The sequence below is a fragment of the Sphingobacterium sp. UBA3549 genome, from assembly GCF_002376635.1.
In the GTDB taxonomy this organism is placed as follows: Bacteria; Bacteroidota; Bacteroidia; order Sphingobacteriales; family Sphingobacteriaceae; genus Sphingobacterium.
This window is the reverse complement of sequence record NZ_DFOE01000015.1, coordinates 44,896-59,584: the sequence shown is the minus strand read 5'-3', so window position 1 is coordinate 59,584 and position 14,689 is coordinate 44,896. Positions and strand designations below refer to the sequence as shown.

General features: G+C 39.0%; 12 protein-coding genes and 1 pseudogene. 6 read left to right on the top strand and 7 right to left on the bottom strand.

Translation table 11 applies throughout. The annotated features are described in order from the left end of the window. Nucleotides 1–11 precede the first annotated feature (11 nt). On the bottom strand, nt 12–1,391 hold the full coding sequence (locus tag B2W36_RS08360) for a TolC family protein (protein ID WP_293887407.1): 1,380 nt from the start codon (nt 1,389–1,391) through the stop codon (nt 12–14). A gap of 115 nt (nt 1,392–1,506) precedes the next feature. Between B2W36_RS08360 and B2W36_RS08355 the strand changes: the two genes are divergently transcribed. After that, nucleotides 1,507–2,058: a polysaccharide deacetylase family protein gene (locus B2W36_RS08355; RefSeq protein WP_349678859.1), complete on the top strand. Its 552-nt coding sequence runs from the start codon at nt 1,507–1,509 to the stop codon at nt 2,056–2,058. On the opposite strand, the gene B2W36_RS08350 is transcribed toward B2W36_RS08355, so the two are convergent. The 4 genes from B2W36_RS08350 to B2W36_RS08335 all read right to left on the bottom strand — a co-directional run bounded on the left by B2W36_RS08350 (nt 2,055) and on the right by B2W36_RS08335 (nt 7,132). Next, a complete protein-coding gene (locus B2W36_RS08350) occupies nt 2,055–2,852 on the bottom strand; it encodes a DUF4249 family protein (protein WP_209579970.1) in 798 nt (265 codons plus the stop codon). The two genes, B2W36_RS08355 and B2W36_RS08350, sit on opposite strands and share 4 nt — an antisense overlap. Before the next feature lie 6 nt (nt 2,853–2,858). Further along, entirely contained in the window at nt 2,859–5,183 is a 2,325-nt protein-coding gene (locus tag B2W36_RS08345; RefSeq protein ID WP_293887405.1) for a TonB-dependent receptor, read from the bottom strand. A 140-nt stretch (nt 5,184–5,323) separates the two neighbouring features. After that, entirely contained in the window at nt 5,324–6,247 is a 924-nt protein-coding gene (locus B2W36_RS08340) for an alpha/beta hydrolase family protein (protein WP_313448179.1), read from the bottom strand. Nucleotides 6,248–6,250: 3 nt separating this feature from the next. Further along, nucleotides 6,251–7,132 (bottom strand): hypothetical protein, encoded by an 882-nt coding sequence (locus B2W36_RS08335; RefSeq protein ID WP_293887404.1) that lies wholly within the window; start codon nt 7,130–7,132, stop codon nt 6,251–6,253. Between B2W36_RS08335 and B2W36_RS22630 the strand changes: the two are divergent. The 3 genes and pseudogenes from B2W36_RS22630 to B2W36_RS08325 all read left to right on the top strand — a co-directional run. Continuing rightward, nucleotides 7,131–7,445, top strand: a pseudogene (locus B2W36_RS22630) (DUF4377 domain-containing protein); the annotation flags it as partial. The gene B2W36_RS08335 and the pseudogene B2W36_RS22630 sit on opposite strands and share 2 nt — an antisense overlap. A gap of 18 nt (nt 7,446–7,463) precedes the next feature. Beyond that, a complete protein-coding gene (locus tag B2W36_RS08330; protein ID WP_293887403.1) occupies nt 7,464–8,066 on the top strand; it encodes an META domain-containing protein in 603 nt (200 codons plus the stop codon). Between the two features lie 252 nt (nt 8,067–8,318). Then, nucleotides 8,319–9,272 carry a glycoside hydrolase family 43 protein gene (locus B2W36_RS08325; RefSeq protein ID WP_293881382.1) on the top strand — a complete coding sequence of 318 codons (954 nt, stop codon included), beginning with the start codon at nt 8,319–8,321 and terminating at the stop codon, nt 9,270–9,272. 83 nt (nt 9,273–9,355) lie between these two features. On the opposite strand, the gene B2W36_RS08320 is transcribed toward B2W36_RS08325, so the two are convergent. Further along, complete coding sequence (locus tag B2W36_RS08320; protein ID WP_293881380.1) at nt 9,356–11,575, bottom strand: NADP-dependent isocitrate dehydrogenase; 2,220 nt, start codon at nt 11,573–11,575, stop codon at nt 9,356–9,358. Between the two features lie 271 nt (nt 11,576–11,846). Between B2W36_RS08320 and B2W36_RS08315 the strand changes: the two genes are divergently transcribed. Beyond that, nucleotides 11,847–12,686: an aldo/keto reductase gene (locus B2W36_RS08315; RefSeq protein ID WP_293881378.1), complete on the top strand. Its 840-nt coding sequence runs from the start codon at nt 11,847–11,849 to the stop codon at nt 12,684–12,686. A gap of 62 nt (nt 12,687–12,748) precedes the next feature. Here B2W36_RS08315 and B2W36_RS08310 read toward each other — a convergent pair whose 3' ends face one another. Beyond that, on the bottom strand, nt 12,749–13,399 hold the full coding sequence (locus B2W36_RS08310) for a peptidylprolyl isomerase (protein ID WP_209579950.1): 651 nt from the start codon (nt 13,397–13,399) through the stop codon (nt 12,749–12,751). Between the two features lie 213 nt (nt 13,400–13,612). On the opposite strand from B2W36_RS08310, the gene mgrA reads away from it, so the two are divergent. Further along, nucleotides 13,613–14,653 (top strand): L-glyceraldehyde 3-phosphate reductase, encoded by a 1,041-nt coding sequence (gene mgrA, locus B2W36_RS08305; protein WP_293881375.1) that lies wholly within the window; start codon nt 13,613–13,615, stop codon nt 14,651–14,653. Nucleotides 14,654–14,689 lie beyond the last annotated feature (36 nt).

Sequence of the window (14,689 nt, the reverse complement as noted above, 5' to 3'; positions counted from 1 at the left end):
GATCAAATAGGTTAATTGTTATCGAATTGAATTGGATTTCCAATGTAATAATCGATGATCTTTGATCGGAATATTACATTATATTTTGCTTGGATAAGATCAAATTCAGCCTTATTTCGTTCAGTTTGCGCGGTGAATAATTCAAGCGAATTAGCCATGCCTATATCATAGCGTTCCTTGGTCGCCTTAAATGCTGTCTCAGCGCTCTCAAATGCCACAGTGGCGGAGCTGTATCGCTGTTTAGCCGCATTCACATCGAGCACAGCCTGATTAACCGCTTTATTCAAGTTATTCTTTGCTAATTGCTCACTAGCTTCAGCTTGCTTAAAACCAATCTTTGCTTTAGCAACATTCACTCTATTCTGATTCCTAGAAAAAATTGGAACGGCGAGAGATAAACCTGTAAAGAAAGATTTGTTATCGGATAATTGTTGACCAAAAGGCACCCTAAATAAGGTTGCGGGATCCAATGGATCCGTCTGTCTAGTTGTTGCAGAAGAATAATTTGTACCATAACTTACATTCAAATTGACTGTAGGATAATACCCGCCTTTTGCTATGTCTATTTGCTTTAATGCCACCTCTTTATCCAGGGACGACTTGCGGATATCAGGCTGCAATGTTAAAGCCTTTTGGTATATATCGACCGCATTTTTATCCTCAGCATGAACCAATACCGATTCTAAGTTCGGACGTTCTAAAGAAATTGCGGTTTCAGGTGGCATCTCCATCAATTGCTTTAAGGTCAACAAAGACATTTCATATGAATTCTTCAAATTCACTTTGTTCAATTCATTCGTAGCGACCTGATTTTTCGATTTCGCAAGATCAGCAATAGTTTTATTTCCGACTGCAAACTGAATGGAATCCAAAGAGAATTGTTGCTTTGATAAAGCGATCTGATCCTCACTGGCAACCATCATTTCATGATTGGTAATAGCTTCCAAATAATTCACTAATACATTTAGAATTAGATCATTTTTTATCTTGTCTACCTGCGTCGCTGTGGACTCTAACTGCAATTTATTTGCTTTTATCAGATTGACCTGTTGAAAACCCTGAAATAAATTGAAACTCGATCCCACTGAGCCACTAGTTCCTTTCGTCCAGGTGTTATTGACAATTCGTCCGGAAGTTAAATCGAAACCAAAACCATAACGGAAACTTTGATCCACGGAGGCACTTAGGTCTGGTAAGAGATTGCTTTTCGCTTGAAATACATCTTGAGCAGCTAAATCTTTATTCAATTCCGCTTGTTTAATTTGTACATTGCGTTCCAGGGTCATACGAATAGCATCAGCCACCCCAACCACCTGTTGCGCGCGAACCAAGTCATTAGTTCCTAAAAGTAATCCAGTAAATATTACTGCAGAATAATAAAATCTTTTCATGTCCATATGTAGAACCATACATTTTTTCTTTAGATTTGATCTTCATTTATCGGTTATGTATTTTGTCAAATCTCCATTCTTCCTAAGATGGCTATATTCCAAATCAATATGGCATATGCCACGCCATGATAAAAAAGTCTACCTTACATTTGATGATGGTCCAATTCCTGAAATTACACCTTTTATACTCGATATCCTAAAAAAATATCAGGCAAAGGCAACATTTTTTTGTGTTGGTGAAAATATTAAAAAAAATCCACATTTGTTTCAACGAATTTTAGCTGAAGGACATCAGGTAGGCAACCATACTTACAATCACCTTAAAGGCTGGGAAACAAATGATGAACAATATTTGATCAATGTTGCGCAATGTCAGGAACTGACACAGACCGATCTTTTTCGTCCTCCTTATGCCAAAGCAACAAAATCACAACTGCGACAACTCTATCAAAGCTATAGGGTTATCATGTGGGATATTATGTCGGGCGACTTCGATCTGAATTTGAGTCCGCAAAAATGCCTAGAAAACGTTTTATCTAATATTAAAAATGGCTCTGTTATCATTTTTCATGATAATATCAAAGCCATTCCCCGTGTCAAATATGCCCTACCTAAAACGATAGAGTTTTTGTTAAAAAACAACTATCAGCTTGCGAGAATAGATTAAGATTTACCTCGGGCAAAAGTGACTTCGGATTCGTAATACTTACCAACACTAACACTAAAATAACCCAGCGCATTATTGCTCAGATTTGAAATAGGATTGGACGGTGAAGCCGCACCAGGATTAATCATCTGAAAGCTATTCCAGTAATTGTAGGCCCCTACATCGATACACTGACGGAGAATACGCACCCGATCACCAACTTTTAGATCCCTGTCGCGGTCTATAATATCATGCTGTACTTCAAGCCCGTTATTAAATTTATCGCTAAAAACATCAATAAACCGTAATTTACCACTATTTACCGACATTTTATACTTATAATAATTACCTTTTTCTGGTGGGTCAATGAATACAAGCGTTGGGTAATAAATTGTGTCTGTAAATATAACCCGCTCCGATAGCCCTATAGAATCTACATCTACATAACTTGGCACCTTTGATGTTCCAACGATTTCCCTTCCATCGGCTGTCCGTACCTGCAACTGGTATGTGACCTTCTCTTGTAAACGCAAGCTCTTATTGGTATAAACGCCATCTTTCCCCGCTAAAAAGGTGTAAGTGCGATTATTCTGCATATTTGTAATGATCACCTCCGCGTCAGTTATCGGTGAAAACAGAGAGTCTTTGATGCTTACGACCTTTTGAATACTAATTTCATGCTGTTGATCCGAGACCATTAGGTCGGCTGTGATAACCAACTGACCTGTATTTTCTGGCAACTCCAGATCGATCTTATCTTCGCATCCCCATAGTGTGACTAGTGCAACAACGATGGCACCCAATATCTTCTTCATTCTTTTTTAAAATTTAAAGTTCCAAGTAATCGATGGTATAGTCCCAAATAATGCTATTCGATAAATCTCAGTGACATTGGATTGCCCTTCTTTTTCTCTGAAGTCAATCAAATAGGCATTTTTTCTATTATATGCATTGTATAACCCAAAAGATAAGCTGGAGTAACTATTCTTTGTTCGCTTGATATCATACGTTGCTGCCAAATCTAGGCGGTGATAAGCAGGCATCCGCTGGCCATTCCTTTTATCGTAGTAAAAAATTGCACGGTCGTCAACAAAATATTTACCCGCAGGCATGGTAACGGCATCCCCTGTATAATAAACGAAATTAGCACTAAGGTTCCACTTCGGATTTAGTTGATACTGTCCTACAAGGGCTATATTATGGGTTTTATCCTGACGAGCGTTAAACCATTCACCATTATTGATCTGCTCGAATTGCCTTTCACTTTTCGATAAAGTATAACTAAGCCAACCACTGAATCGTCCTAATCTCTTTTTTAGGAACCATTCGATTCCGTAAGCTCGACCTTTTCCAAACAACAATTCTCCTTCCAACAATTCATTTGCCTGCAAATCGGCTCCGTTTCTATAATCGATCTGATTTTTCAAATCGCGATAATAACCTTCCACAGAGAATTCATATCTGTTGGAGGCGAAATTCCGAAAGTAGCCAAGTGAATACTGGTTGGATAACTGGGGCTTAATTGTATTGTTACTCAATACATATTGATCAGTTGGCAGACTGCTCGTCGTATTACTCAATTGATGCAAATATTGAACATTTGTGTTAAAAGATGCCTTTAAAGTGGCTAAATTGCTGATAGCGTAATTCAGCGATACACGAGGTTCCAGATAAAAGTACTTTTTCGCCATTTTGTTATTACCCACGTAAGTAGAGTCTACCACCTCTCCATTATTATCGAATGCATAGAAAGTTCCTGGCCCCAAAGTGGCATAAGCAGAAGCCCGCAGCCCGTAATTTAATTTTACGCGGTCTGTGACGGACCAGTCATCTGTTAGATAAGCTGCTACATCGGCACCTTTTCGATGTTGAATCTGTAATGAATTCACTTTCGAATCCTCGCCGGCTTCGATACTTGCTGGTCGGACCTCTTGTAATGCTCCCTGTAATCCAAATTTTAAATTGTGACCGTCAGAAAGGCTGTATTGAAAGTCTTGTTTAAAATTGTAATTATAGATATCAGAACGAATTTTAAAATTGCTATCGTCCTCAATTTTAACCTGATAATTAAATTTGCTAAAAATGAGCGTTGTATTGCTGAACAGTCTATTGTTCCAAACATGGTTCCAACGCATTGTGCCGGTAGCATTTCCCCAATTGAAATCAAACAAATCATGATAAGCCATGGCATCCTTGCCAAAATATCCTGAGAGATAAAGGGTATTTTTATCATTGATCCGGTAATTTAGTTTTGCATTGAGGTCGTAAAAAAATAATGCGCTCTTCTTTATGTTTTCATCATTTGAAAGTTTTAAGAAAAGGTCTGCATAAGTACGCCTGCCGGAGATCATAAATGAACTCTTCCCCTTTTGGATTGGCCCCTCCACTTTAAGTCTTGAAGCGATAAGCCCCAAGCCCCCTTCTACATTGAAATGCTGGTTATTTCCATCTAGAGTTGTTATTTCCATTACAGATGATATTTTACCTCCATATTGTGCAGGAACACCTCCTTTATAAAAATTGACATCTTTAATTGCATCTGAATTAAATGTCGAGAAGAAACCAAACAAATGGGAACTGTTGTAAACAGGGGCTTCATCCAGTAAAATGAGATTTTGATCACCACCGCCACCTCGCACATAAAAATTGCTACTTCCTTCTCCGCCACCTGTCACTCCTGGAAATAACTGAATAGTTTTTAAAATATCTTTTTCTCCAAAAAGCACAGGAACTTTTTCAATTTCTTTTGGACTGAACTGGGTAAGGCCGGGAGTCAAATCTTTAATTGATTTTCGCCTACTGCCTGTCACTGTTACTTCCGCTAGTTGATTTTCCTCTGGAACCAGCTGAACAATATACGTTGAATCCCTATCAAATTGAACAGAAAAGGCCTTTGTCTTATAACCAACAGACGAAACTTCCAGAGGTCTGCTCCCATCTCGGATCGAGAAACTAAAAAATCCATATTTATTTGAAGCTGTAGATTTCTTTTCCATATCATTCCTTATGACAGCACCAATAATATTTTCACCACTGATACTGTCCCTTACAAATCCGGAAATAGATTTAGATTGTTGACTATACGCTTGCTGTACGCAAAACACAAGGGAGGAAAAACAAAAAACAACCTTTATAGGTCTAAACATAATCAAGTAAAATCAAAAATTTTGCTGAAAATAATAAAAAAGCCTTACAATTCGTAAGGCTTAATAATAAGTTTATAATTTGTTAGTTAAGGTCTCTGTTTAGCAAAAATAGTAATTTATTCATTTAAGCCAAATATTTATTATTTTTTATTCTTATTTTTTTCCGATTCACCAAAATACCCTTTGAAAAAAGCCATCTGATACACTATGGACCTAGACCAGTACTCCCAATTATGCCCACCTTCGCTTGTAACAAAAGTATGATTTATATTATGGTACATCAATTTATCGTGCAGTGCAACATTCACAGCATAGAAAAAATCTTCCTTACCACAATCTATCATTAAACGAAGCTTATTATTAACCAATTTTGGAACCATATTGATAACCACACGGCTATCCCATTCTTGTGGTACATCGGCATAATTCCCAATACGGTCTTTAATTTCCCAGTTCATCGGAAAAGGCCTAAAATCTACTCCGCCGGCTGTGCTGCCTGCTGCACCATATATATCCTGATGCTTAATCGCTAATGACAAAGCACCATGTCCGCCCATACTCAGCCCTGTTATTGCCCTTCCATCCCGGGTTTTAATCGTCGAATAATGTTGATCTATGTACTCAACCAACTCCTTAGACACGAAAGTTTCATATTGATAATTCTTGTCGTTCGGCATATCCCAATACCAGCTTCCAAAACCACCGTCAGGACAGACCACCACATAACCATATTGATCTACTAATGCACCCACACTCGAGTTCTTAATCCAATTACTATAATTGCCTGAATATCCATGCAACAAATACAGCACTGGGTAATTGATTTCTTTAGAATAATTTTGAGGAAGAATGACCACAGTCTTAATCCCTTTGTTCATGGAATGGCTTGGAACAGATAGGGTATCAACTTTGGCGGCATAACATACCGTAAAGGAATAAAAAAAAAGAATGAGGACCGTGAGCACCGGAGCGCCCCTTCTCTCACGGAAAAACCAATTTTTAGCGACATCGGCGATACGAAATCGATCATTTGAATTTGCAGAAATAGATACAGTGTTTATCATAAATTATAGCGTTTTTTCAAAAAAATAAAGATAGGACTTTAAACCGAATGGGCGTTCACTTATCGTGTAAAATCCGCTTCCCATGCTGTCAAATGTGATTGCTTCTCCCTGCGGTTCCACCTGATAAGGTAAAATAGTGGGCCTTCGCTTAAACACCTGCTCCCAAGATTCCCTAGCGTGCCTCTGCCAGTAAAATATATGTGTAATGTTCTTTACAAGTACTTTAGTCCCTGTCAGATCTATAGCAGCCCCTGTTGCAAAAGTTAAGGGTAATTCGACAACTTTATCTAAAGTAAAATATTGCTGTTTAGGATTGCTAAATACTGGAGCACTATAAACAGTCGATCGGAATTCACGTTTAGATATCAAATACAACATTTTGTCTATGGGATCTATCATTACCGATTCGGCATCCAAGCGTTGGTTATTGGGAAATTTTAAATAAATTACACGAATTGACTTTTTGGGAATAAGTTCGGGATCTTCTGCCTGAGGCTCCGGAAACACGTAAAGACATACCCAGGTTCTTTTTCTGAGATTATTACCGATATCCGCAAGGACAAGGAAATAGGTGTCGCCAATCTTTACCCGATCGATATCCTCACAGTCAACCACGGACACCCCTTCAAGCGTAATCTTTTTTAATAGCTGGGCATCACGACTAATTAAATAAATATGTGCCCCATCGCCACTATCATTATGTACCCAAAAATTACCTGAACTAGCCGCCGCTGTAATGCCAGATACTTCTTTCAATTGTGGATCGGTCAGTTCTCCGAGGGCTATTTGTGTTTTAAAATAATCCTTCCTATTTTGGCTATAGACCTGCAGACTTAGTAGAAAAAAAAGGAACAGTAGGTATACCTTCACTCGTGCAATATTCATGTTTAAAGATACGTTTTTATTGATATTTACTTTACAGTTTATGAAGAAGTCCTCAATACACCATTTGTTATTAATTTTTTTAGTTCTCTTATTACCATTCCACAATTTACTAGCCCAAGGCTCTTCTTTTCGGTTAAAAGTGAAGTCAGGACTTTCGGAAGCTCCACCTTATCTAGTTAAATACTATAATAGCAATGATTGGGAGAAATTCTATGCTAAAATTTTCAAGTTTGATTATAACCCAAAATTTGAATACAATATCCTAGTCCGCAAACACAAAAACAACTCGCATCCGAGATATAGCTTGATAAAAATAATATCCAAATCACTAATGGAAAATACTGAAGTCGGAATCTGGGAGGTTGGAGAAAACTATGTGTATGCGCCAAAGCTCGGGCAAATGAAATGCCTCCAAATAAAATCGGAAAAATCGAATAAATGGAAATATCTGAGTACACCAATTCATGGTTTTGATTATCAGGAAGGCTACCGCTACCGTGTTCGTGTAAAGAAAACGAAACGAAGAGATACTGACACTGTCAATTACAGTTTAATTGACATCCTTTCGAAAGAACGTACAAATGAATTGCCCAGCGTAGCGGCCTTTCTAGCTCGGTTTAAATGGAAATTACTTCAATTGAATGGAAAGGATGTCAGCTCAAGTAAGGCGAGCCTGGGATTCGATGCCAAGAATGGTACAATCGACGGCACGACGGGCTGTAACATTTTTTGGGGCGGATTTGACATTAAAGGCAATAAAATCACCGTTACCCACCTAGCAAGTACTATGCGTTCGTGTAACACCATACACATAGAAAATGAGTTCTTCCAAATATTCGAACAAAAGCAAATTCAATTCGATATCGCAGAACAGACTCTAAACTTGTATTATAACGGTAAACTAGTGATGATATTTGGGTCGGAGCGGGAATAAAAAACACCCAAAGTCTGGGAAACTTTGGGTGTCTTAGCCATATTATTAACCTATTTTATGAAAAGTATTTATGCCATTCGGAAACGACATAAACAAATATGTGAAATAAATCGGAAACAATCGAAAGCAAAACTTTGTTTTAACAAAATTTTAACAAATAGATAGCTCGTGAGACAAATGAGCATAAAATTGATTCATTTTGCTACGCCACCATCAATTGGATACTGTATCTTATCAATTTAAAACCATACAATGATTAAAACAATTTTAACATCAACAGCACTACTTTTATCCGCTACAGTTTTTGCTCAAAAGAATCCCGTTATAACTGGAAATTACGCTGATCCTGAAGGTATTGTGTACGGGGATAAATATTGGATATTCCCAACCTATTCGGCGCCTTATGAAGAACAGATATTCTTCGATGCCTTTTCATCTTCAGATTTAGCTACCTGGACAAAGCACAGCCGCATCCTGGATAACAGTAACGTAAAATGGGCAAAAAAAGCCATGTGGGCACCCGCAGTATTGGAAAATAAAGGAAAATATTATTTATTTTTTGGAGCAAACGATGTTCATCAGGGAGAGATTGGCGGGATTGGAGTAGCTGTAGCCGACAAGCCAGATGGCCCTTACACTGATCTTTTAGGTAAACCCTTAATCAATGACATTATCAATGGTGCACAACCCATAGATCAGTTTGTTTTCAAAGACAAAGATGGAACTTTTTATATGTATTATGGCGGTTGGAAGCACTGCAATTTGGTTAAGTTAAAACCAGATTTCACGGGTTTGGTCCCTTTCGAAGACGGCAGCCTTTATAAAGAAATCACTCCTAAAGATTATGTTGAAGGCCCATTTATGTTTATGAAAGATGGGAAATATTATTTTATGTGGTCTGAAGGTGGCTGGACTGGCCCCGACTACAAAGTCGCTTATGCCATCGCCAACTCCCCTTTTGGCCCTTTTGAGCGGATAGGAACGATACTGGAGCGGGATCCCGAAGTAGCGGTTGGAGCCGGGCATCACTCGGTCATCAAAATACCAAACAAAGAAAAATATTTTATTGTATATCACCGAAGACCGCTTGGCAAAGAGGGAGCTAACGAGCGGGTAACTTGTATTGAAGAAATGAAATTTGACAAAAACGGGCATATCATACCTGTTAAAATGACCTTTACAGGTGTCAAATATTCACTAAAATAGCAGATATTTTGTTTCATAGAAGGGTAATATAAAAGCCCGTATCGTTTGATACAGGCTTTTATATTTATTTAAAAAACTACCGTTTATATGTTAGCAACAACCTGATTCAATGTTTCCGATGGACGCATTGCTTGCGCTGCCAATTCATCGTTCGGAAAATAATACCCACCGATGTTCTGAGCACTACCTTGCGCAGCAATCAACTCCTCATTGATCTTAGCTTCATTTTCTGTAAGAACCTTCGCAACGGAAGCGAATTTATCAGCCAATTCAGCATCTTTTGTCTGTGCTGCCAAAGCCTGAGCCCAGTATAACGTCAAATAGAAATGCGACCCTCGGTTATCAATCTGGCCAACCCTACGGGCTGGAGATTTGTCATTTGCCAAGAATTTCTCCGTAGCTTCATCCAAAGTCTCCGCCAATACCAGCGCTTTCGGATTACTTTGCGTTTGAGACAAGTGTTCCAACGAAGCACCTAGTGCCAAGAATTCGCCTAATGAATCCCAGCGCAAGTAACCTTCTTGAAGAAATTGCTCCACGTGTTTTGGAGCAGAACCACCAGCACCCGTTTCAAATAGACCGCCGCCATTCATCAACGGAACAATAGATAACATTTTAGCAGATGTACCAACTTCCAAAATTGGGAATAAATCTGTCAAATAATCACGCAATACGTTGCCGGTTACGGAAATCGTATCTTCTCCCTTGCGGATGCGCTCCAAAGTCAGTTTCGTTGCTTCAATAGGCGATAAAATGCGAATGTCTAAACCTGTTGTATCAAAATCAGGCATGTATTTCTCTACTTTTTTGATGATCTCTCTATCATGAGCACGGTTTTTATCCAACCAGAAAACAGCAGGTGTTTCCGACAAACGTGCACGATTTACAGCCAATTTCACCCAGTCCTGAATCGGAGCATCTTTGGTCTGACACATACGGAAGATATCACCTGCCTCTACTTTTTGCTCCATGAAAACATCACCTGAAGCATCTACTACGCGGATGACACCGTTTCCTGCAGCCTGGAAAGTTTTGTCATGTGACCCATACTCCTCCGCTTTCTGCGCCATCAAACCAACATTGGGAACAGAACCCATTGTTTTAGGGTCCAATGCACCATGCTCTTTACAGTCTTCAATAGTTGCTTCATAAACACCGGCATAACAGCGGTCAGGAACCATGGCAATTGTATCTTCTTCTTGACCATCTTTATTCCACATTTTACCACCGATACGGATCATCGCTGGCATAGAAGCGTCAATAATGACATCAGAAGGAACATGGAAGTTGGTGATTCCTTTATCCGAATTTACCATCGCTAAAGCAGGTCCGTTTTTAATAGCAACATCAATAGCAGCCTTAACCTCAGTCTCTTTTGCATGACCAGCGATTTTAGCATACACTTCGCCTAATCCGTTGTTTTTGTTGATACCCAACTCTTTAAACAAGTCACCATACTTCGCAAAAACATCAGCAAAGTAAGTTTCTACAACAGCACCAAATATAATCGGGTCAGAAACCTTCATCATTGTCGCCTTTAGGTGCGCAGACAACAATACACCTGCCGCCTTAGCTTCTGCGATAGCATCTACTACAAACCCTTTCAAAGCCGTTAAACTCAAGGTTGAAGAATCAATGACCTCACCAGCCTTTAATGGTGAAAGCCCCTTTAATTCCGTTACTGCACCTTGTTCATCCACAAACTCAATTTTGAATTGACCATCATTTTCAACAGTTACAGATTGCTCGGAACCATAGAAATCACCTGACGTCATCGAAGCAACCTTTGTTTTGGAATCTTTCGCCCAAGCACCCATTTTATGAGGATTTGCTTTTGCATAATTCTTAACTGCTTTAGGCGCGCGACGATCGGAGTTTCCTTCCCGTAATACGGGATTCACAGCAGAACCTAATACTTTCGCATATTTAGCTTTTGCTGATTTTTCCTCTTCTGTTGTGGCTTCATCCGGATAATTGGGAACAGCGTACCCTGCTTGCTGTAGTTCAGCGATAGCACCTTTCAACTGAGGAATTGAAGCGGAGATATTTGGTAATTTAATGATGTTTGCCTCAGGAGTTGTTGCCAACTGCCCTAACTCGGCCAACGCATCACCAATTTTTTGATCTTCTTTTAAAAATTCTGGAAAGCTAGCAAGAATACGGCCCGCTAAGGAGATATCCCTCAATTCAACATCGATACCAGCTGTAGCTGTAATCGCCTGAACAATAGGCAAAAACGAATAAGTCGCCAATAAAGGAGCTTCATCTGTTTTTGTCCAAACAATTTTTGATTTGTTTGACATAGTAATCTATTAGAAATATGTTTAATTTTTAATGCTATGTGAACTCATTGAAAAATCTGAATTTCTCAAAAATTCGCCTAAAGATAAGAATTAATGCCATAATTTACGAGGAATCGGACCCATTTTGACAATAAAATTGTCAAAATAAATATATTTTGGCTATACCGAATAAACACTATCGCATTAGCTTAAAAGTATTCCTCTTGACATTTCAGTGACTAGAGGCATCAACCGAAACCCTATTTTAGCTCAAATCAAAAAACAACTGACAATGAAATCAATTCAATTGAACAATGGAACTGAAATTCCATCCATTGGGTTTGGAACATGGCAAATTCCCGATGGAAACGAAGCTTATCAGGCAGTTAGAGAAGCACTTCACGCCGGCTATACCCATATTGACACAGCAGCTATTTATGGAAATGAAAAGAGTATTGGAAAGGCCATAAAAGACAGTGGAATCGACCGCCATTCATTATTTGTTACCACAAAGCTCTGGAACACCGAGCGCGGATACGACAAAACGACCGCAGCTTTCGAAAAATCGCTAAATGATCTACAAATGGATTATGTTGACCTTTACTTAATCCACTGGCCTGCCAACGAGACGCAATTTGAGCACTGGGCCAAAATCAATGCCGATACATGGCGAGCCTTTGAAGATTTATATGAGCAGGGAAAGGTAAAAGCCGTTGGCGTGAGTAATTTCCCAAAAGAGTACCTTGAAAAATTATTGGAGACAGCCAAAGTAGTACCTGCCGTGAATCAAATTGAATTTCATCCGGGTTATCTTCAGAAGGATACTGTGGCGCTATGTCAGTCCAATGGCATTCTTGTTCAGGCTTGGTCGCCGCTTGGTTCTGGAAGAATATTACGCGATGAGACACTCCTTAAACTGGCAAAAGAAAAAAATACAAGTGTTGGGCAAATCTGTATTAAATTTGCGCTGTCTCAAGGAATCTTACCCCTGCCGAAATCGACCAATCCAGATAATATAAAGAGAAATTTAGCCATTGACAGTTTCGAGCTGACAGAAGACGACATCAAAACTATTCAATCATTGCCAGAAATGGGATTTTCTGGATCGAATCCTAAAACAGTTGCCTTTTAGCTTAAAAAAAAAGGACCCTTGCTGGAATAGCTACATGCAGCGTCTAGTAAGGGTTTATACGATTATTTACTAATCTCAACAATCTGGAAGGGCACTTTTTGAAGTGGATAATCTTGATTGTCCGTTTTTAGCCGGCTAATTTTCATAATTACCTCAAAACCTTCATAAATTTCACCAAAAACAGTATAATCATGATCCAGTCTTGGCTGCCCACCGTTGTTTAGGTACTCTTTCCTTTGTGTAGCAGTATATTTTATACCTTTCTTTAATTCCAAATTATCTAGTTCCGTTGCTGTAATTTTCTTCCCAACAACAAAATAGATCTGATTCAAAAAAGACGCCTTTTCGGGATTGCCGTCTCGTCCGGCGCCAAGTGCGCCCATTTTATGAAAAGCACGATCGTCGAACTCTGCCGCCAGTCGTGGTTGTTGATGAAGAGGATCTGCAGCCTCACGTTTTGCAATATCTATATCATGCTCTCCACCCTGAACAACAAAATTTTCGATAATCCGATTAAATAAAGCGTCGTGATAAACATGATCTCGAATTGAACGCAACATCAAATCACGATGATGAGGCGTATAGTCATAAAGCACAGCTTTAAAATTACCGAATTCGGTCTTAAAAAGCAGGTGTTTTGACTGTGCATAACAATTGACTACAGTAATTAAGACAAACCATAGTGTGATCTGAACTTTCCTTATCACTTCCATAAAACAATTTTTTAATGTGTATAAAAATACATTAAATTTAGCTTTGCCAAAGCCAAACTCGAACAGTTTTCTTTATATTTCGCACTACACTAAAAATAGTTCAAGATTTATCCTAAAATTTCCTCACTCTAAAAATTTTCGAGCATAGCTTGCAATTAAAATTTGCAAATAAGCCAAAATTTATCTTAGTTTATAGGAAACTTATCAAAAATTATGCAGTATACAGCAAATCCAGACCGATACCAAAATATGATCTATAACCGCTGCGGCCAATCCGGCCTTTTATTGCCCGCAATATCTTTAGGCATGTGGCATAATTTCGGAGACGACACGCCTCATCAAACCAAAGTAGATATCTGTACAACGGCATTTGACCTTGGCATTACGCATTTCGATCTTGCAAACAATTATGGACCACCTGCTGGAAGTGCCGAAAAAGCCTTTGGACAAATATTAAATGAACAATTGCACGGCTTACGGGACGAAATAATCATTTCATCAAAAGCAGGTTATCACATGTGGAATGGGCCATATGGAGAATGGGGCAGCCGTAAATATTTGATCTCAAGCTGTGAGCAATCACTTAAGAGACTGGGTATCGACTACGTCGATATTTTCTATTCCCATCGTTTCGACCCCAATACCCCCTTAGAAGAAACCATGTTGGCGCTGGATCATTTGGTCCGTAGCGGAAAAGCGCTTTATATAGGTATTTCATCTTATAATTCGCAAAGGACTAAGGAAGCTTATACGATCCTTAAATCATTAGGGACACCCTTTATTATTCACCAGCCAAGCTATTCCATGCTTAATAGATGGGTAGAAACTGACGGCTTGCTTGACACCTTGGAGTCGATAGGAATTGGCTCTATTGTATTTTCCCCGCTGGCGCAGGGCATGCTCACCGACAAGTACTTGCATGACGTCCCTCAAGACAGCCGCGCTTCGCAATCTAAATCACTTCAGAAAAAATTCCTAAACGAAGAGAATCAGAAAAATATCCTTTCTTTACATGCTATCGCACAGCGTAGAGGACAATCTCTGGCGCAGATGGCTATCGCTTGGGTCCTACGTAAGAAACAGGTAACATCGGCGCTGATCGGTGCATCAAAACCGCAGCAAGTTAGTGATTGTGTAGATGCGCTAAGAAATCTGTCTTTTAGTCAAGAGGAGATTCAAGAAATAGATCTCTATGCAAAAGACGGTCATATTAACATCTGGGCTAAATCCGCTGAGATTGATCAAGAACAATAAATCAGTGCTGAGAAAAGTATTGAAAAGACAAAGAGC

What these genes read in the sequence shown, in the direction of transcription:
- B2W36_RS08330 (WP_293887403.1), top strand. Translation starts at nt 7,464, where the DNA reads ATGGAAAATACTGAAGTCGGAATCTGGGAGGTTGGAGAAAACTATGTG.
- B2W36_RS08320 (WP_293881380.1), bottom strand. Translation starts at nt 11,575, where the DNA reads ATGTCAAACAAATCAAAAATTGTTTGGACAAAAACAGATGAAGCTCCT.
- B2W36_RS08350 (WP_209579970.1), bottom strand. Translation starts at nt 2,852, where the DNA reads ATGAAGAAGATATTGGGTGCCATCGTTGTTGCACTAGTCACACTATGG.
- mgrA (WP_293881375.1), top strand. Translation starts at nt 13,613, where the DNA reads ATGCAGTATACAGCAAATCCAGACCGATACCAAAATATGATCTATAAC.
- B2W36_RS08355 (WP_349678859.1), top strand. Translation starts at nt 1,507, where the DNA reads ATGCCACGCCATGATAAAAAAGTCTACCTTACATTTGATGATGGTCCA.
- B2W36_RS08345 (WP_293887405.1), bottom strand. Translation starts at nt 5,183, where the DNA reads ATGTTTAGACCTATAAAGGTTGTTTTTTGTTTTTCCTCCCTTGTGTTT.
- B2W36_RS08360 (WP_293887407.1), bottom strand. Translation starts at nt 1,391, where the DNA reads ATGAAAAGATTTTATTATTCTGCAGTAATATTTACTGGATTACTTTTA.
- B2W36_RS08315 (WP_293881378.1), top strand. Translation starts at nt 11,847, where the DNA reads ATGAAATCAATTCAATTGAACAATGGAACTGAAATTCCATCCATTGGG.
- B2W36_RS08310 (WP_209579950.1), bottom strand. Translation starts at nt 13,399, where the DNA reads ATGGAAGTGATAAGGAAAGTTCAGATCACACTATGGTTTGTCTTAATT.
- B2W36_RS08325 (WP_293881382.1), top strand. Translation starts at nt 8,319, where the DNA reads ATGATTAAAACAATTTTAACATCAACAGCACTACTTTTATCCGCTACA.
- B2W36_RS08340 (WP_313448179.1), bottom strand. Translation starts at nt 6,247, where the DNA reads ATGATAAACACTGTATCTATTTCTGCAAATTCAAATGATCGATTTCGT.
- B2W36_RS08335 (WP_293887404.1), bottom strand. Translation starts at nt 7,132, where the DNA reads ATGAATATTGCACGAGTGAAGGTATACCTACTGTTCCTTTTTTTTCTA.